23 protein-coding genes are annotated in these 23,424 nt (G+C 67.8%); 5 read left to right on the forward strand and 18 right to left on the reverse strand.

The genetic code is table 11. The features are described from left to right. Positions 1-56: 56 nt before the first annotated feature. The 7 genes from IRQ30_RS19285 to IRQ30_RS19315 all read right to left on the reverse strand — a co-directional run bounded on the left by IRQ30_RS19285 (position 57) and on the right by IRQ30_RS19315 (position 5,361). Complete coding sequence (locus tag IRQ30_RS19285; protein WP_193614567.1) at positions 57-1,463, reverse strand: polysaccharide biosynthesis tyrosine autokinase; 1,407 nt, start codon at positions 1,461-1,463, stop codon at positions 57-59. A 109-nt stretch (positions 1,464-1,572) separates the two neighbouring features. After that, positions 1,573-1,857 (reverse strand): DUF2516 family protein, encoded by a 285-nt coding sequence (locus IRQ30_RS19290; RefSeq protein WP_227464504.1) that lies wholly within the window; start codon positions 1,855-1,857, stop codon positions 1,573-1,575. A gap of 118 nt (positions 1,858-1,975) precedes the next feature. Then, positions 1,976-2,659, reverse strand: a complete 684-nt coding sequence (locus tag IRQ30_RS19295; RefSeq protein WP_193614568.1) for a hypothetical protein — start codon at positions 2,657-2,659, stop codon at positions 1,976-1,978. A gap of 43 nt (positions 2,660-2,702) precedes the next feature. Next, positions 2,703-3,080, reverse strand: a complete 378-nt coding sequence (locus IRQ30_RS19300; protein WP_193609705.1) for a helix-turn-helix domain-containing protein — start codon at positions 3,078-3,080, stop codon at positions 2,703-2,705. Positions 3,081-3,399: 319 nt separating this feature from the next. Beyond that, entirely contained in the window at positions 3,400-4,365 is a 966-nt protein-coding gene (locus tag IRQ30_RS19305) for an asparaginase (protein ID WP_193614569.1), read from the reverse strand. Continuing rightward, complete coding sequence (locus IRQ30_RS19310) at positions 4,362-5,006, reverse strand: PglD-related sugar-binding protein (protein WP_193614570.1); 645 nt, start codon at positions 5,004-5,006, stop codon at positions 4,362-4,364. The genes IRQ30_RS19305 and IRQ30_RS19310 overlap by 4 nt, the downstream gene beginning before the upstream one ends. A gap of 4 nt (positions 5,007-5,010) precedes the next feature. Beyond that, complete coding sequence (locus IRQ30_RS19315; protein WP_193609702.1) at positions 5,011-5,361, reverse strand: phosphomannose isomerase type II C-terminal cupin domain; 351 nt, start codon at positions 5,359-5,361, stop codon at positions 5,011-5,013. Positions 5,362-5,461: 100 nt separating this feature from the next. Between IRQ30_RS19315 and cysC the strand changes: the two genes are divergently transcribed. The 5 genes from cysC (at position 5,462) to IRQ30_RS19340 (ending at position 12,147) form a co-directional block, all read left to right on the forward strand. Next, positions 5,462-7,351, forward strand: a complete 1,890-nt coding sequence (cysC, locus tag IRQ30_RS19320) for an adenylyl-sulfate kinase (protein WP_338089793.1) — start codon at positions 5,462-5,464, stop codon at positions 7,349-7,351. Beyond that, positions 7,348-8,376 (forward strand): sulfite exporter TauE/SafE family protein, encoded by a 1,029-nt coding sequence (locus IRQ30_RS19325; protein WP_193609700.1) that lies wholly within the window; start codon positions 7,348-7,350, stop codon positions 8,374-8,376. The genes cysC and IRQ30_RS19325 overlap by 4 nt, the downstream gene beginning before the upstream one ends. Positions 8,377-8,494: 118 nt before the next feature. Beyond that, positions 8,495-9,409, forward strand: coding sequence for a sulfate adenylyltransferase subunit CysD (gene cysD / locus IRQ30_RS19330; protein ID WP_193609699.1), 915 nt, complete (start codon positions 8,495-8,497; stop codon positions 9,407-9,409). Next, entirely contained in the window at positions 9,409-10,692 is a 1,284-nt protein-coding gene (locus IRQ30_RS19335) for a sulfate adenylyltransferase subunit 1 (RefSeq protein WP_227467844.1), read from the forward strand. Before cysD ends, IRQ30_RS19335 begins: the two co-directional genes overlap by 1 nt. A 165-nt stretch (positions 10,693-10,857) precedes the next feature. After that, positions 10,858-12,147, forward strand: coding sequence for an oligosaccharide flippase family protein (locus IRQ30_RS19340; protein WP_193614572.1), 1,290 nt, complete (start codon positions 10,858-10,860; stop codon positions 12,145-12,147). Positions 12,148-12,192: 45 nt separating this feature from the next. On the opposite strand, the gene IRQ30_RS19345 is transcribed toward IRQ30_RS19340, so the two are convergent. The 11 genes from IRQ30_RS19345 to IRQ30_RS19395 form a co-directional block, all read right to left on the reverse strand. Beyond that, positions 12,193-13,371, reverse strand: a complete 1,179-nt coding sequence (locus tag IRQ30_RS19345; RefSeq protein WP_193614573.1) for a glycosyltransferase — start codon at positions 13,369-13,371, stop codon at positions 12,193-12,195. A 1-nt stretch (position 13,372) separates the two neighbouring features. Beyond that, the gene (locus IRQ30_RS19350) at positions 13,373-13,933 is read right to left on the reverse strand and encodes an acyltransferase (RefSeq protein WP_193614574.1); all 561 of its coding nucleotides are present in this window, start codon (positions 13,931-13,933) and stop codon (positions 13,373-13,375) included. Next, positions 13,930-15,060 carry a non-hydrolyzing UDP-N-acetylglucosamine 2-epimerase gene (gene wecB / locus IRQ30_RS19355; protein WP_193614575.1) on the reverse strand — a complete coding sequence of 377 codons (1,131 nt, stop codon included), beginning with the start codon at positions 15,058-15,060 and terminating at the stop codon, positions 13,930-13,932. The genes IRQ30_RS19350 and wecB overlap by 4 nt, the downstream gene beginning before the upstream one ends. Continuing rightward, positions 15,057-16,172 (reverse strand): polysaccharide biosynthesis C-terminal domain-containing protein, encoded by a 1,116-nt coding sequence (locus IRQ30_RS19360; protein WP_193614576.1) that lies wholly within the window; start codon positions 16,170-16,172, stop codon positions 15,057-15,059. The genes wecB and IRQ30_RS19360 overlap by 4 nt, the downstream gene beginning before the upstream one ends. Further along, positions 16,169-17,209 (reverse strand): SDR family NAD(P)-dependent oxidoreductase, encoded by a 1,041-nt coding sequence (locus IRQ30_RS19365; protein ID WP_193614577.1) that lies wholly within the window; start codon positions 17,207-17,209, stop codon positions 16,169-16,171. Before IRQ30_RS19365 ends, IRQ30_RS19360 begins: the two co-directional genes overlap by 4 nt. A 54-nt stretch (positions 17,210-17,263) precedes the next feature. Further along, the gene (locus IRQ30_RS19370) at positions 17,264-17,872 is read right to left on the reverse strand and encodes a GNAT family N-acetyltransferase (RefSeq protein ID WP_193614578.1); all 609 of its coding nucleotides are present in this window, start codon (positions 17,870-17,872) and stop codon (positions 17,264-17,266) included. Further along, a complete protein-coding gene (locus IRQ30_RS19375) occupies positions 17,869-19,116 on the reverse strand; it encodes a glycosyltransferase family 4 protein (protein ID WP_193614579.1) in 1,248 nt (415 codons plus the stop codon). Before IRQ30_RS19375 ends, IRQ30_RS19370 begins: the two co-directional genes overlap by 4 nt. Before the next feature lie 2 nt (positions 19,117-19,118). Then, positions 19,119-19,706, reverse strand: a complete 588-nt coding sequence (locus tag IRQ30_RS19380; RefSeq protein ID WP_193614580.1) for a sugar transferase — start codon at positions 19,704-19,706, stop codon at positions 19,119-19,121. Then, complete coding sequence (locus tag IRQ30_RS19385) at positions 19,703-20,899, reverse strand: DegT/DnrJ/EryC1/StrS family aminotransferase (RefSeq protein ID WP_338089794.1); 1,197 nt, start codon at positions 20,897-20,899, stop codon at positions 19,703-19,705. Before IRQ30_RS19385 ends, IRQ30_RS19380 begins: the two co-directional genes overlap by 4 nt. A gap of 57 nt (positions 20,900-20,956) precedes the next feature. After that, entirely contained in the window at positions 20,957-22,690 is a 1,734-nt protein-coding gene (locus tag IRQ30_RS19390) for a DUF4012 domain-containing protein (RefSeq protein WP_193614581.1), read from the reverse strand. Between the two features lie 127 nt (positions 22,691-22,817). After that, a complete protein-coding gene (locus tag IRQ30_RS19395) occupies positions 22,818-23,240 on the reverse strand; it encodes a hypothetical protein (protein WP_193614582.1) in 423 nt (140 codons plus the stop codon). Between the last annotated feature and the right edge of the window lie 184 nt (positions 23,241-23,424).

Here is a 23,424-nt window from a genome sequence, read left to right on the forward strand (position 1 = left end):
TTAGGTGGGATTTGCCGAATTCTGAGCGACGATCCGGCGATCATTTGCAGCGACGACTACGCGCGGCGGTCGTTGCCGCGCTTGCCGGGGTCCGTCGCCGTGGGTGCGTAGGAGTAGCCGTAGCCGTACCCGTAGCCGTAGCCGGCCGACTTCTTCGCGGGAGCCAGGTTCACCACGACGCCGACGCACTTGGCGTCGACCTGCTCGACCCGCTCCAGCGCGTGGCGGAGCTGGTCGCGGGTGGTCTTGCCGTGGCGCACGACCGCCAGCATGCCGTCGGCCTGGGCCGACAGAAGGGCTGCGTCCGTGACCGGCAGCAGCGGAGGCGCATCCAGGATCACCACGTCGAAGCGCTCGCGGAGGTCCTTGATGAGCACCTCCATGGCCTGCGACTGCAGGAGCTCGGAGGGGTTGGGGGGCAGCTGGCCGCAGGCGAGGACGCTCAGGTCCGTGCCGTCGTAGGTCTGCAGGGCGTCGTCGAGCGACACCTTGCCGATGAGCACGCTCGTCGTGCCGACCGCCTCGTCCAGACCGAGGCGGCGCGCGATCAGGGGGCGGCGCAGGTCGCACTCCACCAGCGCGACCCGCTCCCCTGCCATCGACAGCGTGATGGCGAGGTTGACCGCCGTCGTCGACTTCCCCTCGGCCGGCAGGGAGCTCGAGACGACGAACACCCGCCGCTCGTGGTCGACGTCGACGTACTGCATGTTGGTCCGCAGCACGCGGAAGGCCTCGGCCCAGGGCGTCGACTCCGCGAGCGCCACGGCGGGTGCCTTCTTCACGGCGGAGGGGTCGCTGTTGATGTGCCCGAGGATGGGAGCCGACGTGACCAGACCGATGTCGTCGGACGATGACAAAGACGTGTCCATGAGGTCACGCAGCACTGCGAGGCCGATCCCGAGCACGAGGCCGAGGAGGGCACCGAGACCGATGTTGCGGACCGGTTGCGGGCTCACGGGCGACGACGTGACCTGCGCATTGTCGACGATCGATGCCGTGATGACCGCGTCTCGCTTGCCCGGCGGAGTCTCCAGGTCGGCGACGAGGTCGCTGAGAGCCTCGGCGTAGGCCTGGGCGATGTCGCGCGCTCTGGTCGGGTCGGGATCGGTGGCGGTGAGCACGATGTTGACGGTCTCGGGGACGACCTGGGCTGAGATGGCGGAACGGAGGCTCTGGGGGTCGTTGGCCGCCGCGCCGCCCAGATCGTTGGCTACCCGGTCAGCCAACTGGCGCGTGGGGACGAGGTCGACGTAGGACGAGGCTCGCTGGGTGGCGAAGGTGTTGCCAGCGAGAGCATCACTGGTGTCTGCAGGTGTCGTGGACACGAAGATCCGGGCCGAGGAGGCGTACTGGGGGGTGGCCTGCCAGGTGAGGACCCCGGCCCCAGCGACGAACAGGAGGAAGACGACGACGATGAGCTTCCAGCGACGACGGATCGTCTGCCAGTAGTCCTTGAGTTCCACGCTCGTTCCGTCCTGTTGTGCGCGCCCCACGTCTACGCGCAGTCACCTTAACGGCAGGTCAGGGGGCGGATGAAACTGTCGCGGACAGAAAAGAGGACTCTCGTCGCAGTCAGCGGCGCCGCAGTCCGGCGAGTGCCGGGCGGACGTCGACCAGGAAGACGATCGCCGCGATGGTGAACGCCAGGTTGATGAGCGGACCCAGGACCGGCAGCAGCTGCATCACGACCGCCAGGCCCAGGATGATCGTCCAGGCGGGCTTGGTGAGCTTGCCCGCGGCGACGTACGCCTCGGCGGAGTAGGTCATCGCAGTGACGAACGCGAAGATCTTGACGGCCAGCAGGGCCAGCACGAGCACCAACCCGACCGTGCCCTCCAGCGATCCCAACGCGTCCATGCGACCAGCGTATCTGGAGCGATCGTGCCCGGACGTGACGAGGCCCCCGGCGGTCACGCCGCCGGGGGCCTCGTGCTGCGCTCTAGAACAGCGCCAGCTGTCCCTCATCGAGATCTCTTCAGTCGCCAACCTTCACCGCGGCGTCGGTGGCGGCCTTGGCGGCGCTCGACGCGGTCTTCTTCGCGGCGGTGGTCGTCGCCTTGGCGCTGCTCCGTGCGGGGGCCGAGGACTTCTTGGCGGTGGTGGCCGTCTTCCGGGCCGTGGTCTTCGCCTTGGTGGCGGTCGACTTGGTGGCCTTCGCGCCCTGGGTCCTGGTCGACTTGGCCTTCGCCGTGGTCGTCTTGGCCGAGGAGACCGTGGCCTTCGTGGACTCCTGCTTGCGCACGCGAGACACGAGCTTCTCGCCGCGCTGGGCCAGGTCGGCGTAGGTGCCGGTCACGGTGGTGACGTTGTCGTTGAGGGCGCTCTGCACCTTGGTCGGGAGCGCGAGGGCGTCGGCCTGGAGGGCCTCCACGCGGGCCTCGACGGCGGCGCGACGGGCGCGGGCGTCCTTGGAGAGGGCCTCGACGCGGGCGTTGACGACGGTCAGGGCCTGGTCGCGGAGCGCCTTCGGCTCGAGGTCGAGGCTCGTGACGGTCTTCTGCACGTCCTTCTGGTAGCCCGCGAGCACCTTGCGCACGTCGGCGACGTAGTCGCGGACGACCTCGACGGCGAGGTCGGTGGCACCCACGCCGGCGTAGAGCGGCTTGGCCGCGACGGGGGGAAGGTCCAGCGTGGTGATGTCGAACTTGGCCTTGGCCATGTCGTTCTCCTTTGGTCGTGCGGTGAGGTGGAGGTCGTTCGGGTCAGTCGTCGTCGGGCGTGCGTCCGGCGTTCATCGCCAGGAACGACGAGTAGACGTCGAGCAGCGACTGCTTCTGCCGCTCGGTCAGGCCGCTGTCGTTGAGCACGGCCAGCTCGACCGAGCCGCCGACGCCGTCCTCCGGGCTGATGATCCCGGCGCGGATGTAGAGCTGCTCCGCGGAGATGCGCAGCGCCTTGGCGATCTGCTGGAGGACCTCGACGGAGGGCTTGCGGAGCCCGCGCTCGATCTGGCTCAGGTAGGGGTTGGAGACGCCCGCCTGCTCGGCGAGCTGACGGAGCGACAGCCGCGACGCGACCCGCTGCTCCTTCAGATAGTCCCCGAGAGACTCGACGGTCTTGCCGACCTTCCCCTTTGCCATGCCTCCATAGTGCTAACTCCAGCAAGCAAAATGCAAACTAGAGCAGGGTGACATGAGGCACAGACCCCGATTTAACAATGTTTCGAACGAGTCACACAGCAAGCACGGATGCCAGGGTCGGGGTGGTTTCAGCGCCTCCGGTGGTTGAGGTGCGAGCGAAGCGAGCCTCGAAACCACCCCACTGCCCCCGGTGGTTGAGGTGCGAGCGAAGCGAGCCTCGAAACCACCCACCGCCGATCGAGCAGCGAGGAGCGTCAGCGACGAGCGCCCGTCGAGATCCCCGCACCCGACCGCGGCCGCAACCCCACAAGAGACAGCGTCAGAACGACGCGCGGATCTCCCCGACAACCACGCCGCCACCCAGCAGCTCATGCACCCCGGTACGCCGCACGGCGTCCCCGTCGACCCACGCCTCGCCGTCGACACCGGAGCGTCGCAGCGCCTCCCCCATCAGCACCGGCCGCACACGAGCAGCCCCGTCGTCCGTCTTCAGCGCGAACGCCCGCCCGTCGGGCAGCGCCACGGCGTAGCAGGACTCCGCCCCGGCCTTGCCGATCGACCCGGGCATCGCGGTCAGCAGCGCGAGCTCGTCACGACGGGTCCCGGACACGAACTCCGGGTGACGTCGGATGGCGGCCGCGATGCGTGCCTCCGGCCCCTGCTCCGCGACGGCGAGCGCCCGGAAGGCTCGAGCCAGCCCGACCAGCGTGGTCGAGAGCAGCGGTGCCCCGCAGCCGTCCACGGCGACGGTCTCGACCGGCACGCCGGTGAGCTCGGCGAACGTCGCCAGGATCAGCTGCTGCAGTGGATGCTCGGGCTGGAGGTAGGTGCCGACGTCCCAGCCGTTTACCACGCACGTGGCGAGCATCCCGGCGTGCTTGCCGGAGCAGTTCATGGCGATCGACGTCTTCGGCAGGCCGGCGCGCAGCGCCTCGGCCCGCGCCTCGTCGTCGAGCGGGTAGTCGAGCGGGGTCTGCAGCGCCGACTCGTCGATCCCCGCAGAGGCCAGGATCCGTCGGACGCCATCGATGTGGAAGGCCTCGCCCGAGTGAGAGGCACAGACCAGGGCGAGCAGGTCGTCGGGCAGGTCGAGGCCGGCCCTCACCATGGCGAGGGCCTGCACCGGCTTGTTGCACGAGCGCGGCAGCATCGCGGTCTCGACCGGTCCGACGGACCAGTCGACGCTCCCGTCAGCAGCCAGGGCGACGACCGAGCCGTAGTGGTGGCCCTCGACGAAGCCCGACCGGACGATCTCGGCGATGGCAGGGGATGAGCTCATAGTCATGTGCGCCTCCTCGCGGGCGTGCCGACGACCGTGGTGCCGCTTGCTACGTCCCGGATCACGGTGGCGCCGCTGCCGACGACCGCGTCCTCACCGACGCGCACCCCTTGGTTGAGTGCGGATCCGGTTCCCACGAAGCTGCGCTCGCCGAGCTCGACGTTGCCGCTCACCGCCACCAGGGGGCTGACGGTGACGCACGAGAGAAGAACGGCGTCGTGGCCCACTGTGGTGTTGGCTCCCACCTGCACGTCGTCGCCGACCACCACGTGGTTGGCTACGCTCACGTGCGAGCAGAGCACGGCACCCTGACCGATGTGGACCACTCGTCCCCTCGTCACCGTCGGATGGATCAGCGCCGGCCGCGTGCGGCCGCGCAATGACTCGACCACCCGGTGCCTGGTCTGCGGATGGGCTATACCCACGGTCACGAGGACGTCGCTGGGCAGCTCGTGCACATCCGCCACGGTCCCACGGCGGCTGGTGCCATAGGCGGCGAGTAGACGCTCGTCGGGCGTGCCGTCGTCGAAGACCCCGACCACCTCGTAGCGCTCGCTGGTGCGTCCGTCGGCGTTGATCGCGTCGACGATGTCGAGGATCTCTCGTCCGAACCCACCGCCACCGACGACTGCCAGCTGAGCGCTCACGCGATCACTCCGCCCGACCGAAGTCGTCCTCGAGGCGGTTGATGTCGTCCTCGCCGGTGTAGGCGCCCTGCTGGACCTCGATGATCTGCAGGTCCTCGGCGTGCTCGTTGGAGAGACGGTGCGCGGCACCGCGGGGCACGTCGATGCACTCGCCGGGCGCGGCGACCACGATCTCGCCGTCCACGGAGCAGGTCGCGATGCCGAAGATGACGACCCAGTGCTCGGAGCGGTGGCGGTGGGTCTGCAACGAGAGCCTCTTACCCGGATGGACGACGATCCGCTTCACCTTGTAGCCCTGGCCGTCCTCGATGACGTGCCAGCTCCCCCAGGGACGGTCTTGCGACAGGTCGGACATGGGCTCACTCTCGTCGGTGGCGCAGCGATGCGCTGCCGAACGCTAGCAACGGGCCGCCGCGGGTGCGGGAGGCCCCCTGGAGATGCGGCAGGATGAGTGCGTGCCTCCTTCACCCGCGCCCCAGCACTGCCCCTCGCCGCGCGAGCTGGACGACCTCGAGCTGCTCAGCGTCGGGGCGCTGCTGCCGGTCCGCGCGTTCAACGAGCCGGGCAGCGCGGTCACCCTGGACCTGCCCCCCGACGTGGCCGCGGTCGCCCATGAGGCCGGAGCGGTGGAGCTCGTCGATCCCGAGGGCCTGCCGCTGGCCCGCGTGAGCGTGGGGTCGCCGGACGGCTGGGCCGTCGAGCCGCTCACCCACGCCCAGCACGGCCCGTTCCGCAGCCACTACCTCTCCCCCGCCGTCGTGCGCGAGCGCTTCGCCGGGCGTGCCTTCGTGCCCGTCACCGACGCCCTCACCGACGTCCAGCTGCGCGACATCCGCGACCTCGGGCCCTCGGTGCTCCTCACCCTGGTCGGCCACGGCACACCGCACCTCTCCCCCGTCGCGCTGCTGCGGGCCACGCTGGTCGCCGCCGACTTCCTCGACACCGCGGTGGTGGCCGTGCCGCTCGCCTCCCACGGCGACGCGACGGTCGACCACGAGCTCGGCGTCCAGGTGGTCGCCAACTACGCCGGCATCGACCGCGTCCACGGCCTGCGGGACGGCGGCGAGCTCCCGCTCGAGATCGCCGAGATCGTCGAGGCGGACAGGCCGGAGCCCGACGAGCAGGGCTTGGTGCTGTTCTTCACCGGGCTGTCCGGGAGCGGCAAGTCCACCCTCGCCCGGGCGCTCATGGACCGGATCCTGGAGCGCGGCGAGCGCACGCTGACCAGCCTCGACGGCGACGTCGTACGCCGCAACCTCTCCTCCGGCCTGACCTTCTCCAAGCAGGACCGCGAGACCAACATCCAGCGCATCGGGTGGGTCGCGGCGGAGATCTCCCGCCACGGCGGCGTCGCCGTCTGCAGCCCGATCGCACCCTTCGACGCCACCCGTCAACAGGTGCGGGCCATGGTCGAGGACGCAGGGGGCGCGTTCTTCCTGGTCCACGTGGCCACCCCGCTGGAGGAGTGCGAGCGGCGGGACCGCAAGGGCCTCTACGCCAAAGCGAGAGCCGGCGAGATCCCCGAGTTCACCGGCATCTCGTCGCCCTACGAGGAGCCGCAGGACGCCGACGTGCGCGTCGACACCACCGGCCGCTCGATCGACGACGCTCTCGGCGACGTCCTCGACGCGCTCGCGGAGGCGGGCTACCTCGACCTGCGCCTTGACGAGGGTCTCGAGACAGGCACCGGCACGCCTTCCTCCACCCCCGAGCCGGCGACACCGTCGGAGGTTGAGGAGGTTGCGAAGCAACCGTCTCGAAACCCTGACGACGCCGATGGGAATGGCGTCGAAGAGCCGACCGAGCCGCCCTCGCTCAACGTGCTCTTCGTCTGCACCGCCAACATCTGCCGCTCCCCCTACATGGAGCTCTCCGCACGGGCAGCGACCGCCGAGGACGGCAGCGTCGTCTTCCGGAGCGCCGGCACCCACGGCTTCCGGGAGCACGGGATGGACGCCGTCATGGCGGAGGCGATGGGTCGTCGTGGTGTCGACCACGCCGGCTTCGTCAGCCGCCCACTCACCCCTGCCCTGATCGAGCAGTCCGACCTCGTCCTCACCGCCGAGGCCACCCACCGCACCTTCATCCTGCAGGACCACCCGGCGGCGTTCCGCAAGGTCTTCACGCTCGGCCAGTTCGCGGACGCCGTGGCCGGCAGCGACCTCGTCGGGGCCGAGCTCCTCACGGCTGTGGGCGAGCGGCGCGGCAACGCGGAGACCAGCCTGGACGTCCACGACCCCTACGGTCGCGGACCCGAGGCCGCCGAGGCCTGCGCGACCCAGATCGACGACCTGCTGCGCGTCGTCGTCCCGGCGCTCACCGGGTCGACGAGGATCGGCGCATGAACGACCTCATCACCTCCGACTTCCCCTCGATCCTCGCGGCGGCGTTCTTCGTCGGGATCGTGGTGGGCCTCACCGGCATGGGCGGCGGCGCGCTGATGACCCCCGCGCTGATCTTCCTGGGCGTCGGAGACACCGCCAAGATCGTCACCGCCGACCTCACGGCCGCGGCGATCTACAAGACCGGCGGTGCCATCGTGCACTCGCGCGAGGGCTCGCCCAACCTGGACCTCGCGAAGTGGCTGATCCTCGGGTCGGTGCCGACCGCCCTGGCAGGTCCGCACGTGCTGGCGGGCGTCGTGGACCCCGAGGACGTCGACGACGTCCTGAAGATGAGCATCGGCTTCGCGCTGCTGCTCGCGGCCACGACGTACGCGCTGCGCCTCTACATCAACCTGCGCCGGGTGCGCGCCGGCGGAGCCAGCGGCAACCCCAACCCCCGGGTGCGACCTGTCCCCACGCTGCTCGTCGGTGCCCTGGGCGGCCTGCTCGTGGGCATCACCAGCGTCGGATCCGGCTCGGTCATCATGGTGGCGCTGCTGATGCTCTACCCCGGCCTCTCCGCGGTGAAGCTGGTCGGCACCGACCTCGTGCAGGCCGTGCCGCTCGTGCTGGCCGCCGCGATCTCCAACATCATCGTCAACGACGGTCTCGACCTGGGCCTGACGCTGCCGCTCGTGATCGGGTCGGTGCCCGGCACGATCATCGGCAGCAAGCTGGCCCCGCGGGTCCCCCAGTCGTTCATCCGGCGCGCCATCGTGGTCGTGCTGACGATGTCGGGCGTGGCCCTGCTCGACAAGGCCGGCTGGGCTCCGCTCGGCGTCGAGGAGACCCACCCGATCCTCATCGGCGGCATCGGCCTGGCGATGGTCGTCCTGGTCCCCCTGGTGTGGGGACTGCTGCGCAAGGAGCAGGGGCTGCCGATGTTCGGCGCGCCGACCGTGGCCCAGCTCGAGGACATGGGCTACCACCAGCCGGCCGGCCGAGCCGCCGGCAAGCCCGCGGCACCGGAGGATGCCAGCCCGTAGGACGCCGCATGGCGGCGAAAAGTGATGTGCCACACTCGACAATGCTCGCTTCTTCGTCACCGGAGAGGCACCTGGCTACGATGTCGGTTGCTGTCCACCGAGAGGTCCCTGTTTCCCCATGTCGCAAACCCACGCCGACTACCGGCTGAGCCAGCTCGACCAGCTGGAGGCCGAGTCGATCCACATCTTCCGTGAGGTCGCCGCCGAGTTCGAGAAGCCGGTCCTGATGTTCTCCGGGGGCAAGGACTCGATCGTGATGCTCCGCCTCGCGGAGAAGGCGTTCTACCCCGCCAAGATCCCCTTCCCGGTGATGCAGATCGACACCGGCCTGGACTTCCCGGAGGTGCTGGTCACTCGGGACCACTGGGTCGAGCGCCTGGGCGTCAAGCTCGTCGTGGCCAGCATCGACGACGCGATCGCCAACGGCGTCGTCGTCGACGACGGCAAGACCAGCCGCAACCGGATGCAGACCGGCACCCTGCTCAACGCCATCGAGGAGAACGGCTTCACCGCCGCCTTCGGCGGCGGCCGACGCGACGAGGAGAAGGCCCGCGCCAAGGAGCGCGTCTACTCCCACCGCGACGAGTTCGGCCAGTGGGACCCGAAGATGCAGCGCCCCGAGCTGTGGAGCCTCTACAACGGCCGCCTGCACGCCGGCGAGCACATGCGCATCTTCCCGATCTCCAACTGGACCGAGCTCGACGTCTGGGACTACATCGGCCGCGAGGGCATCGAGATCCCGCCCATCTACTTCTCCCACCAGCGCCGCGTCTTCGAGCGCGACGGCATGCTGATGAGCGAGACGCCCCTCAACCCGCTGCGCTCCGGCGAGGTCGTCGAGGAGCGCACCGTCCGCTTCCGCACGTGCGGCGACATCACCCTGACCGGGTGCGTGGAGTCCACCGCCTCGACCATCCCCGAGATCATCGCGGAGGTGTCGATCGCCAAGCTCACCGAGCGGGGCGCCACCCGCGGTGACGACCGGTTCTCCGAAGCAGCCATGGAAGACCGCAAGAAGGAAGGCTACTTCTGATGCCCGACGCCACCGAGTCCATCACCGCCAACATGGACATGCTTCGCTTCGCCACCGCCGGCTCGGTCGACGACGGCAAGTCCACCCTCATCGGGCGGCTCCTCCTCGACTCCAAGTCGATCTTCGAGGACCAGCTGGAGGCCGTCGAGGCCACCAGCGCCTCCAAGGGCTACGACTACACCGACCTGGCCCTCTTGACCGACGGGCTGCGCTCGGAGCGCGAGCAGGGCATCACGATCGACGTCGCCTACCGCTACTTCGCCACCCCGGCTCGCAAGTTCATCATCGCGGACACCCCCGGGCACGTGCAGTACACCCGCAACATGGTCACCGGCGCCTCGACCGCCGACCTGGGCCTGGTGCTCGTCGACGCCCGACAGGGCCTCACCGAGCAGTCGCGCCGCCACGCGGTGATCCTGTCGCTGCTGCGGGTGCCGCACCTCGTGCTCGCGGTCAACAAGATGGACCTCGTCGACTTCTCGCAGGAGGTCTACGACAAGATCCACGCCGAGTTCACGACGTTCGCCACCAAGCTCAACATCCCCGACCTCGAGGTCATCCCGATCTCGGCGCTGGCCGGCGACAACGTCGTCAACCGCTCCGAGAACATGGACTGGTACTCCGGCCCCACGCTGATGCACCACCTGGAGAACGTCCACGTCGCCTCCGACCGCGACCTGGTCGACGTCCGCTTCCCGGTGCAGTACGTCGTGCGCCCCAAGTCCGACGAGCACCACGACTACCGCGGCTACGGCGGCATGGTGGCCGGCGGCGTGCTGAAGCCCGGCGACGAGGTCGTCGTGCTGCCCAGTGGCATGACGTCGAAGATCGCCGGCATCGACCTCTTCGACCAGGAGATCGCCGAGGCCTTCCCGCCCATGTCGGTCACGGTGCGCCTGGAGGACGACGTCGACGTCTCTCGCGGCGACATGATCGCCCGGCCGTCCAACGCCCCGAAGCCGAGCCAGGACATCGACGCGATGATCTGCTGGATGGCCGACGCCCCGCTCAAGCCCCGCCAGAAGCTGGCGATCAAGCACACGACCCGCTCCGCCCGGACGCTGGTAAAGGACATCCAGTACCGCCTGGACGTCAACACCCTCCACCGCGACCAGGAGACCAAGGAGCTCGGGCGCAACGAGATCGGCCGCGTGCAGCTGCGCACCACGGTGCCGCTGCTGTGCGACCCCTACTCGAAGAACCGCACCACGGGGTCCTTCATCCTGATCGACGAGGCGACCGGAATCACCGTCGGCGCCGGAATGATCAACTCCGGCGCGTGACCTGCTGGGAGGGGTGACTCCTTCGTTGCGGGCCGGCAGCGACTCGCGATGCATCCCATCCAGACCCCTAACGCAGTCGAGGGCAGAAGATGCCCCTCCACCCGGTACGTTTCCCGTGCCTAGCCACCTGCCCCAACCCCGGGACCTGCCTAGACGGTCACTCCCGTGGTAGCCGACGGATCGAGCAGCCCGCGGCGGGCGGTTCTCTCGATCGCCGCGGGAACGGGGGCGGCGAACCTCATCGTCGTCGCGGGTTCCCCCGTCATTGCGTACCTCTTCACGCCGTCGGAGTTCGGCACGTTCTCGAGCATCGCCGCAGTCGCGTTCATCCTCACTCCGCTCCTGTCACTGCGACTCGAGCTAGCGGTTCCCCTTGCTGAGGACGAGGTCGATAGCCGCACCTTGGTCGTAGTCGGTTGCGCGTGCGCACTCGTCGTCGGAGCGTTTGTCGCGACGGCACTCCTCACGGTCACGCTGGTCACCGGTGATGCACTTTCCCCCTGGGCCTGGACTGCCCCGCTCATCGCGGCGCCCATGGCCGTGTTCCAACTGTTGAACGCCCTCGCCATCCGCGCCCAGCGCTACAGTGCGATTGCCATCAGGAACGTCACGGTGGGCTTGGCCACCCTTGTTCTGCAGGTCGCACTGGGGGCCAGTGGTCTTGGCATCAGTGGCCTGCTTCTCGGGTGGGGGTTAGGGCAACTCGCTGGAGCGATGTCTCTGCTCCGGAAGAGCGGTCTGAACGACGCCGGCGCACGACAGAGCTACACGCTTCGCCAGGGCAAGGCGATCCTTCGGCGATTCCGGCACGTCCCAACGGTCCTGGCGCCCGCCGGCGCAATCAACGTCATGGGACTGCAGTTGCCGGTGATCCTCCTCGCTGCGTTGTACGGACCTGACGTGGCCGGTCAGTTCGGATTGACCCAGCGAGTCCTGACCGCCCCGGTGGCTCTCATCGGTCTGGCCGTCGCTCAGGTGTACTTGGGGCGTCTCGCTGCTGTGCGCCGGGCGGGCGGCGAGCCGCCCGTGCGCGTCTTCCGCGATGCCACTCGCCAACTGGCTGTTATAGGCACAGGTGGTGCGGCCGTCCTTCTCCTGTTCAGCGAGCCTCTGTTCCTATGGGTCTACGGAAGCTCGTGGGCCACCAGCGGTCAAATGGCGCGCATGCTGAGCATCGCCCTGCTGTTCCAGATCGTCGCGTCGCCCTTGTCGCAGACTCTGGTGGTCTACGGAAGACACAAGACGCAGTTGGCCTGGGACTCCAGCCGCCTCATCATCGTCGGATCGACGGTGTACTTCAGTAGCGCGTTGGATGCCTCCCCCGTGCAGACGGTGGCAGGACTGTCCATGGCGACGGCCGCCACCTATGCGATCTCGTGGTACCTGTCCTGGCGAACGCTGTCCGTTGCCCACGCGCAATGGAGGCAGGAACAGCCGCCCCAACAGCTCAGCTGAACAGTGAACGAGCGAACCGTGCGCCCATGCCCCGGTCCTCGACGCTCAATGAGACAGCCCGACGTGCTCCAACACCTGGCGCGCGATGCCATCGCCACTGAACCTCGAATTGCGCCTCGCACGCTCGTCTCGCCGTTCGTCTGTGCGATCCGCACCGGAGTACTCATCGAGCGCGCGGGCAAGACCCTCGATGCCCAACTCCGCCTCGAAGTACTTTCCAGTTCCAGGTTCGACCAGATGTCCCACCCACTGGTTCTGAGGCAGCACGACGAAAAGTCCGGTCCCCATGGCCTGCTGAATGGAGATGGCGGGCAGCCGCGGCCAGACACCGATGTCAGCCGCGTTGTACAGGGCGTTCAGGCTTTCAGCATCCCGGAAGTCGAGAACCTCGACGGGGACGGCATCCTGGTCACGGCCGGCGACCATCGCGCGGATCTCGTCGCTGTACTCAGAAGAGTCTGCGCCGACCAAGAGGACCCGGAGGTTGACGTCCTGACGACTTGTGCGGTCGACCGCTTCGACGATGTCTTCGATCCCCTTGTAGCGCTGGAACTTGCCCACCGTGATGACCAGCACGTCATCTTCGCGGAGCCCCAACTGAGACCTCGTTGCACGACGGAGATCTGCGTCGTGGAAGAACCTGTCTGCGTCGTACGCGAGGGGCAGTACGTCTGCTGGCGTGCTGCCGAAGAAGCCGCGCAGCCGAGTGATGGTGTCTGGCGTGTATCCGTAGGCGTGCACCGCGCGCGAATTCACGTAACGGTAGGCAAGGCCCTTCGAGATGGTGAAAGCAACCCACTTCAAGGCCTGTTTCCACTGGGGCAGCGCAAGCCACATTGCGGCATTGTCACCGTAGAGCGCGACGCGCCGTTTGCCCGCGGAGGCGAGCGACGCAGCGATGGGCAAGCCCTGGCCTGGCATCACCTGGACAACCAGATCGTGATCTGAGCGCCTCAGGTACGAGACTGCCTGGGACGACCAGACCATGGACCGGACCTCCCGCACCGGGAACCTCGTCACCGTGACTCCGTTCTCGATCGTCGTCCCTGAGTCGTAGGCCCGATGACGCCCCAGCTTCTCCAGGTGAGCGTCGTTGAAGATCGGAGATACCCGGTCCCCTGCAATCACCTCGACCTCGGCATAGCGGGAGAACGCCTCGGCCAGGGCAACCTCTTGGTAGCCGCTGAACCAGTCGAAGTAGCCGCAGACAAGAGCGATACGCACGTCAGTCTCCCCGAAGCTCACCGGCGAACCGGGGCTCCAGCAGAGGTCCATCCAGCACTCGTGAGTGCTCCGCCACTTCGCGCTGGCTGCTGAACCGGTCGCCGATCTTGGTCGCCGGTACGCCTGCGACCACGGCGAACGGTGGGACGTCCTTGGTGACGACGGCGTTGGCAGCGACGATCGAGCCACGCCCTAGCCGCACACCGCGCCTGATGATGGCGCGATACCCCACCCAGACATCGTCCTCGATCTCGGTCCTACTTTGTCGGGGTCTCCCTGAGAACTGCATGGGAGTGCCCACGAGGTCGGTGACGTGGTCGTCCCCCACGATGGCGACATGGCTCGCGAGCATGGTGTACCGACCGATCGTCACACCGGGGTCGATCTGGCAACCTGGGGCGACAAAGACGTACTCCGCGCAGGTGAGGTCCTTAGCGACTACTGCCGTTCCATGCACGTATGCCGTCGGATGGACAGCCTTGAGGCCCTTCTTCACGTGAATGGCCTTGTTACGAAGCATGCGCAGGTTCTGACCCAGTCCGCTGTCGCGTGAAAGTCTCATGTCGCCGACTCCCTGATACCTGCCCAGCTCTTGTGGCGGTGCGCCGTGGAGAGGATGAACCGGTATGTCCTCAGAGACGTGTCAAGCACCTCGTACCCAGCGGGAAGCGCACTTGGCACCCCACGGGCGAAGTCATCCATGACCGACCGGACCGCGGCGACGACATCGTCGCGGTGCAGTCCTGTCATGATGATGGCGCCGGCGTCGAGGGCTTCCGGCCGCTCGATGGAGTCGCGGAGGGTGACCGCAGGAAACCTCAGGACGGAACTCTCCTCCGAGATCGTGCCGCTGTCGGAGAGGACGCACGCGGCCGCAGTCTGCAGCTTGTTGTAGTCGTGGAAGCCGAAGGGGTCCATGAACTCGATCCCGCTGACCTGGTCGACGTCATCCAATGCCTCCAGACGCTTGCGGGTGCGTGGGTGGGTCGACACCACCACGCGGTATCCCCATTCCTCCCGCACCGCTGAGAGGCAGTCGAGCAGCATTCGGAGCCGGACGGGCGAGTCGACGTTCTCCTCGCGGTGTGCGCTGACCAGAAAGAACTTGGCCGGCTCCAGCCCGAGCCTCTCCACGACGTCCGACGACTCGATCTGACTGCGATAGTGCTCGAGCACCTCTCGCATGGGCGACCCAGTGAGCAGGATTCTCCGCGGATGGAGTCCCTCCGCCAGGAGGTTGCGCCGCGCGTGCTCCGTGTAGACGAGATTGAAGTCGGCGACATGGTCCACCATTCGCCGGTTCGTCTCCTCTGGGACGTTCTCGTCGAAGCACCGGTTGCCCGCCTCCATGTGGTAGGTCGGGATGCGGAGCCTCTTCGCCATCACAGCGGCGATGCAGCTGTTGGTGTCGCCCAGGACGAGTACGGCGTCCGGCTGCTCGGCCCGCATCACCTCCTCGACGCGGATCAACGTCTCCCCCAGCACGCGACCGAGGGAGGAGGTGTCCACCTCGAGGAAGTGGTCAGGCTCCCGGAGACCCAGGTCATCGAAGAAGACCTGGTTGAGCGAGTAGTCGTAGTTCTGCCCGGTATGAACCAGGACATGGTCGACTGAAAGGTCGAGGCGCTCGATCACGCGGGCGAGGCGGATGATCTCCGGCCTCGTTCCCACCACGGTCATGACCTTCATGGGCGACCTTCCAGAGCGACGAGTTCGGGGTACTGATCCGGATTCTCGGGATCGAGGAGCTGATCTGCCCAGAACATGGTGACGAGATCCTCGGTGCCGACATTGCTGATGTTGTGCACCCACATGGTGGGCATGTCGACGAACCCTGGCCGCTCTCCGTCGATCCGGAAGGTCACCACGTCGTCTGTCAGCAGCCGACGCAAGGAGATCTCGGCCTGGCCTCTCACGACGAAGAACCTCTCCACCTTGTGCAGGTGATAGTGATCTCCCCGGGTGAGACCCGGACGAGTGGTCGACACGAATGCCTGACCCGTCCCTCCGTGGCTTCGTGCGGTCTCGACCAGCATCCCGCGGTCGTCGGCGTGCACCTGCGGATGGATGGGGAACGCCTGAGGAAACGTGTAGGACCTGTAGGTGTTGAAGAGGTCGACGAGGAACTGCTCGCTCAGGTCCGGCACCTCACCACGCGAGTAGAGGTCGCGGAAGCCAACCAGCAGGTCCAGCACCTCCGAGACGAGGCGGCGTTCGGCCTGAGGCCGGATCTGGACGTTCTGCTCGCCCTGCATCGCCTCGATCAGGCACTCGGCTGCGGCCTGAGCGTGCAGCAGCGGGATCTCCTTGTCCCCCATGACCGACGGCGAGCCGCCCTCGGCCAGCACACTGCAGAAGGTCGCCACGAAGGAGTTGTAGTGCGGCCTCCCATGCTCACCGAACAGGTTGGGCAGCAGGACATCGGCCAGAGAGCCGCCCACTCGTGCCGCGGACTCCGCCAATACCACTGCCGCTGCCGCCTTGCCGGCCCCGTAAGGGCTGTGTTCGAGCTCGGCTTGGATGGAGTTGGCGTAGACGACACGGATCGGCCGCCCCGAGGCCACGATCGCCGCAGCAACCGCACGCGCGAGGTCCTCGTTGCCCTGTCGCACCGCCTCGTCCGACTCGGCGCGGTTGACCCCCGCGATATGGATCACGACGTCGGCGCTCGCGACGACCGTTTCGAGGTCCGCCTGGTCTTCACGACCCAGGCGTGTCGCGTCGATCCCGTGCATGGCGCGTAGGCGGCATGCGGTGTGCCAGCCAAGGAAGCCGTAGCCGCCCGTGATGACAACCCTCACGCGGTCGACTCCACCGGTCGCCCCGCAGCAGCCAGCTCGCGTCGAATGGCAGGAAGAGTGAGCAACAGCGTCTTGACTCCCTCCACATCCAGGCGCTCCGTGTTGTGCGAGGTGTAGTCGTGGTCGATCAGCTCCCGCTCACCTTCCTCGAAGAAGAGTTCGTACTCCAAGGAGCGCGCGTCGAGGGGCACCCGGTAGTAGTCGCCGTGGTCGTCCGCCTTCTGCAGCTCCTCGCGGCTCAGCAGCGACTCGTAGAGCTTCTCACCGTGGCGCGTCCCCAAGATGCGGATCTCGGGGTCCTCCACTCCGAACAGCGAGGCCACGGCCAAAGCAAGGTCCTTCACCGTGCTCGCCGGTGCCTTGCGGACGAAGAGGTCCCCCGGCTTCGCCTCAGTGAAGGCGTACTCCACGAGGTCGACGGACTCGTCCAACGACATGAGGAACCGCGTCATGGTGGGATCCGTGATCGTCAACGGCTTCCCCGTGCGCAGTTGCTCGACAAAGACCGGAATGACCGATCCGCGGCTGTACATGACGTTGCCGTAGCGGGTGATCGAGACGATCGGCCCATCCTCACCGCGGTGGCGTGCGTGCGCCTGCGCCACCTTCTCCATCATCGCCTTCGAGATGCCCATGGCGTTGATGGGGTAGACCGCCTTGTCGGTGCTCAGGCAGACCACCGACTCGACGCCGGCGCGTTCGGCTGCCCTGATCACGTTGTCACTTCCGGTGACGTTCGTGAGCACGGCCTGCTGGGGGAAGAACTCGCAGCTGGGCACCTGCTTGAGGGCGGCGGCGTGGAAGATGTGCTTCACACCGTTGACGGCGTCTTCCACGCTGCGTGAGTCACGGACGTCGCCCACGTGGAACTTCACTCGCCCGTCCCCGAGCTCGCGCCGTAGGTGGTCCTGCTTGGCTTCGTCCCTGCTCAGGATCCGGATCTCGTCGATGTCGGTCGCCAGCAGACGACGGACCATGGTGGACCCAAACGACCCAGTCCCGCCGGTGACGAGAACTGGGCCACTATTCGAACTCACGGTTCGGTGTTCCTTCCGATTTCGGATCGACGGTGCAGGCCGTTGCGCCGCGCGTCAGACGGACCCATCCTGCCACGTGTAGCAGTTCATCTTCCGCCCCTCCGGAGTTTCGAAGGTGCCGTCCAACGCCCAGTTCGCCCCACGGTAGAAGGCGTTCACCCGGTCGTTGTCCTCGCTGTCGGTCGTGAGGTACGCCTCGCTGACGCCCGTCTCGACCACGGATGCCGTCCATGCCTCCAACAGCCTCTTGGCGGCGCCGGTGCCTCGTGCCTCGTCTGCCACGCAGATGGAGCTGAGGAGCGCGCCGCGCACCTCCAAGGGCGTCTGGCCCCGGTAGGTCACGGCACGGAGAAGACGGGGCACGACACTGGGCCGACGAAGCACGAGCCTGAGGCTCGCGAGAGCGAAGGCGTACCAGCGTCGGATCAGCAGACGGCGGAAGAAGCCGGCGGGCTGAGTGTGACCGACCGCCACGCCGACCAGGTGCCCCGCCTCCGAACGAGCCACGAGCGCGATTCCCTGGGGCTCGAGGAAGGCCCTGTAGAACTCCCGCAGGAAGGGCTCCCCCAAGCTGCTGAGGAAGAACGACGGGAAGGCAGTGCGGTGCAACGCCGCCGCCTCACGGACGTCCTCGCGAGTGAGTGCCCTGATCGTCACACTCATGCTCGACCCCTCCGCCCTGCGGCAGTGGTCAGCAGCTCCTCGATCGTCTCGACACCTTGGTCGTAGGCGAACGTGCGCTCGTAGTACTCCCTGGCGGCGCGACGACGCCCCGCCAGCCCTTCGGGTCCAAGAGAGGCGGCTTCCTGCAGCGCGTCCACCAGGCCGGACACGTCACCGGGTGCCACGGTCCACCCCGATCCTGATTCGTTGACCACCGCCGCGGCATCCCCGCCCAACGAGCCCACCACGACACCGCCGGCCGCGAGGATCGCCTGCAGCTTGCTGGGCATCGTCACGTGCGCCAACGGGTGGTCGTTGAGGGCCACGTAGTTGACGTCCGCCGCGGCCGCGAGAGCCGGCATCTCCTCCTTCGGCAGGCGGCCGAGGAAGCGCACGTTGTCCGCTCCGGCCCGTGCGGCCAGGTCGCGAAGGCGGCCTTCCTCAGTGCCCGAACCGGCGATGAGGCAGATGACCCGGGACTCCTTCATTCGGCCGCAGGCCTCGACCAGCGTCTCGAGCCCTTGGGCGCGTCCGAGGGTGCCTGCGTAGACGACCGCGAGCTGATCCCGGTCGAGGCCGTAGCCTCTCGTGTCCGGCCGCGGGGTCGGCTTGTGGAGCGTCTCGTCAGCCCACATGGGTGCGTAGGCGAGCTTGTCGCGAGGCACTCCGCGCTCGGCCAGGATGTCGCCGACGCCCGGCGAGATGTAGGCAACGCGATCCGCTGCCCGGTACATCCAGTTGCACACCGCATCCACGGCGCTGACCGCCGTGCGACCGCGTCCACCGGTGGACCCGAGCCCCACTGCCGCCAGGGTGTCCGGCCACAGGTCCAGCACGTGCACGACCGACGGGGTCCGGCGTAGGAGGCGCTGCACAGCGAAGGGCAGGCCTATCGTCACCGGCGAGTAGTTGACCCAGAGAGCATCGACGTGACGAAACGACGCCGGAACGCCCGCGACCGCCGCGGAAGCGGCGAACGAGCCGTAGTTCAGGAGCCGGCGGGACATGGACTCGCTGTGCGAGGGATAGAGCGCCACCCGGCTCACGCGCACCCCGTCCACGTCCTCTGTCGAGCGCGGGCGGACGCGGTAGCCGGCGGCAAGAACGCCATCTGGGTAGTTCGGATACCCGGTCACCACCTCGACCGAGTGGCCTCGCGCCACCAGTCCGCGCGCCAGGGCCGCCGGGAGCGCAGCAGGTCCCGGCTCCGGGTCGTACCACTGGGTGAGGATTCCGATACGCATCGTCATCCCCTCGCGACGGTGGAGATCGTGTCGCCCAGCACCTTCAGGTCGCCTGCCAGGGTGCGGGTGCGCGCGTACTCGAGGTAGAGCGCGACCTTCTGAGGCAGGATCACGTCCACGTAGTAGGCCTCTGGGTCGGCGGCGGACGCCAGCAGCTCGGCCTCCCGCCGGAATGCGATGGAACCAGGATCGGTGATCCCGGGACGGAGCCCGAGGATCTCGCGACGCGCGTCCACCGGCCACAACGCCACGTACTTCGCGAGCTCAGGACGAGGTCCGACCAAGCTCATCTCTCCCCGGAGCACGTTGATGAACTGGGGAAGCTCGTCGAGCTTGGTCGACCTCAACCACCGGCCGACCCTGGTGATCCTCGGGTCCTGACCGGCGGTGACGCTCGCGCCGGAGGCCGCATGCGTCATGGTGCGGAGCTTCAGGATCTCGAAGGGCACGCCGTCCCTGCCGATCCTCTCCTGCCGAAAGACCACGGGCCCACGGGAATCGAGCCTGATGGCAGCGAAGGCGACAACGAGCAACGGAGCAGACAGGAACAATCCGACAGCTGCGACGGCGATGTCGATGACGCGCTTCATCCGGCCGCGGCCTCACGAACCGCCTGCACGACCCGGTCCACGTCGTGGCTGCTCATGGAGGAGAAGATCGGCAGGCTCACCACCCGCTCGAACTCCGCCGTGGCAGCGGGGAAGTCGCTCGGCGCGTGGCCGGCGAAGTCGCGCCAGTAGGGCTGCAGGTGGAGCGGGATGAAGTGGACGCTGGACCCGACTCCAGACCGTGCGAGCGATGCGATGAACTCGTCACGATCCCTGCCCGCCGGGACGCGGATGACGTACAGGTGCCAGGCGTGGAGGTCGGCGATCGCGGCAGCTGCCGGCAGGCCCAACCCGAGATCTGCGAGCTCCCGGTTGTAGCGGTCCGCTGTCGCCGCGCGCTTGTCGCGCATCTCCTTGCCGCGCGACAGCTGCACCAAGCCCATCGCTGCGGCGGGGTCGGTCATGTTGTACTTGTATCCGGGCGCAACGACCTCGTAGCGCCATGAGGGCACATCCGAGCGATAGCGATCGAAGGCGTCACGGTCGATCCCGTGCAGCCTCATGATGCGGATGCGCTTCGCGATCTCCGGGTCTCGCGTGACGACCATGCCGCCCTCTCCGGTCGTCATGGTCTTGGTCGCATAGAAGCTGAAGACGACCGCCTCGCTCTCGCCCGCACCCACCATCTGCCCCTCGGTGACGGTCGGCAGGGCGTGAGCAGCATCCTCGACCACCTTGAGGCCGTGTGACAGCGCGAAGGCACGAAGCGCACTCGGGGAGACGCCCAGTCCGGCGAAGTGGACGGGCATGATCGCCTTCGTGCGAGCGGTCACGAGCCGCGACGCCTGCTCCAGGTCGATGTTGAGGGTGTCGGGGTCCACGTCGACCAGGACGGGAGTGGCCCCCAGGTAGCGCACCACCTCCGCCGTCGCCGTGAACGTCCACGTGGGGAGCAGTACCTCGTCGCCTGCCGTGATGCCACAGGCCTCCAGCGCGAGGTGGAGCCCCGCGGTGGCTGAGTTGACGGAGACCGCCTCGACGCCGCCGCCGAGCAGGTCGGCGAAGGCTGCCTCGAACTCCTTGACCTTCGGTCCGGTCGAGACCCAACCGCTGCGAAGGGCCGCCACCACGGCCTCGATCTCGTCCTCACCGATGTCCGGGAGCGCGAAGGGCAGCTTGTCTGGCATGTGGGTTCTCCGTTCGTACCGTGACAGATGAAAAGTGGTCGTAGGCACAGTTCGAGCTGCGCCCTTCGGACCGACGTGCACCGCTGGTGTGCGACGAGCCGGCGGTCAGCAGGCGCTCGCGAAGGTGAAGTCCTTGCTTCCGGCCTGGATGCCGGGCGTCAGACCCACCTTCCCGGCTCCAGTCTGCCCCGGGCCGCTGGTCATGGACCAGGAGATGACCACGTCGTCACGGGTGGCGATCGAGATGGCGAGGACGACCACGGGTCGGCCGTCGATCGACTGCTCGTCCAGAACCTGACGCTTGCCATCCACCTTCAGCTCGTCGATGGTCCCACCGTGCGGCCCGTAGATGCGGATGAAGGTGAGCTGGGTGCCGGGTTCGGTGCCGTACGTGCCGCCGCCAGTCACCGACGCGGGCAGCTTCGCGGCCTCACCCGGGGCAATCGCCTGGCTGAGACTCATGGACCCGGACACGCTCTGTCGACCCTCCGCGCAGGACGTGGCTCGCGAGTCGGCCCAGTAGCGCAGGTAGTAGGACATCTTCGACCCCGTGGCGTCATTGACTCCGATGTCGATGTGCGGCGTGCTGCCCTCATCACCCGCCAGCCGTCCCTGGATGGCTGATCCCTCGAGCTCGCTCGTCACCGCCTCGTCGAACGAAGCGATGAGGAAGCGTCTCTCCGTGGCGGCACGATTCAGCCCCCTCACCATGTCAACCGGGGAGGGCGGCTTGCGGGTCAACCGGTCGAAGATGGCCCCGGCGGCGTCCTCGAACAGCGCATCCTGCGCCTGCACATCGAGCTCGCGGTACGGTTTGTTCAGCAGCTCGTCGACCAGGTTGTCCGACGTGAGGGTGACCGCTCCCACCTCGACGGGGCCGGTGCCCTCCAGCAAGTAGGACATGGCCACGGGATCGAGCGAGAGCACCCCGTCGATAGGAACCGAGGGGAACTTCGCGTTCCAGTGGGCCCGCCACAGCTCTGCCGCTCGAGGGAAGTCGGGGGTGAAGCCGGGGTCCTGGAAGTAGGTGCCGATCTCTTGGCCGTAGACGGCGACCTCCTCGGCACTCAGCGGCAGGACCGGGCGCTGAGCCATCGGGAAGTCGAGCGCGGTGCCTTGCTTCACCATCTCGAGCTTGCCGTTCTCGGCGTGGATCTGTGCCCACGCACCTGGCATGCCGCCCGTGGCGCGGATCTCGGCGTTGTTCTGGAAGAGCAGCAGGTAGTCGCGGGGACCGTCGACACCCACCATGGCCGGAAGGACCGCGGTGGCGGTGTCGGCGGCCGCGAGCGCCCCGGCGGCCTCGTCCACTCGGTCGACGTAGTCGTCGAATCGTGGACGCAGGGCGCCGACGAAGCCCTCGCTGTCGATGCCGTCCACCTCGGCAGCCGCCTTCTGGAACGCGGCCTCAGCGTCTGAGACGGGCCCTTGGAGCCCTTCCACGACCCCGACGTCGACACGGCCGTCGACCGAGAGGCGGTCCAGGTCGTCGATGGTGACGGCCAGGGGGGATATCCCGTCATTCGCCATCACCTCCAGCGAGCTGCTCAGCGCGCGCACACCCCGGACGTCGTCGCCGACGAACGGGAGCTTGGTCAGGCCGGCCCACCACAGGCCGTCCGTGCGGTCGGCGGCCGAGGTGGACGCGTCCTGCAGATCGGCGATGGCTCGATCTCGTGCACTCTCGTCGCCGTCACGGACGGCGACGGTGAGGTCGTCCACGCTGGCCTCGGCGGAGCGGAGATCGCGCTGGACCTGCCAGGCCTGCCATGCGGTGAACAGCACCGCGGCCAGGAGCACGCAGCCGAGTGCGACCAGGACCCTGCGACGTGTCAGCACGCGGGCATCCTTTCAGGTCTGCTGCCCTTGGCAGGCTGCGGCTCGACGAACGCCTCCGGCCGGCTACCGAGACGGGTTCGGACATGCAAAAGGCCCCACGACATCGTGGGGCCCTTCGCAAGTGGTGTCAGCGACGACGCTTGACGACCTTGAGGCTGTAGGAGTCCCTCGACGCCCGGTAGACCGAGTTGCGAGCCGGGGTGAACACCATCGTGACGGTGTAGCGGCCGGTCTTGCGCAGACGCGGGCCCTTCACGGACTTCCGCGAGCCGGTGTAGGAGGTCGTGCGGGTGTTCTTGAAGCCGCCACCCTTGCGCGCGACCGTGATCTTCACGGAGCCACGGACCCGGGCGTTGCCCGCCGCCGGCCGCACGTTGATCTTGAACGTCGGGGCGGTGTTCTGGCGAACGGACGCCGGACCCGAGATGCTGGACTTGGTGGCGATGCAGCCCGTGTAGGGGCAAGCAGCGGTGGACGGGGAACCGGTGAAGGCCACCAGCCCGGACGCGATCAGGAACGAGGCCAGCAGGCCCACGATCAGCTTCTTCATCTGGTATCTCCCCATGTGACGTCCCGAGACGTCGTCAGTATTTGAAAGTGCCTGCGTAGTGAATCACACGGTTACGGCGTTTTGCCAGTTCAGAGCGCCTTTTATGGGACAAGAGGGCTCCTAACCCGAATGTTCACCAGAAGGTCTACGACACGTGGCCCGATCGGGCCATGCCGCGACCGAG

It is taken from the genome of Nocardioides lijunqiniae, assembly GCF_015024225.1.
GTDB lineage: Bacteria > Actinomycetota > Actinomycetes > Propionibacteriales > Nocardioidaceae > Nocardioides > Nocardioides lijunqiniae.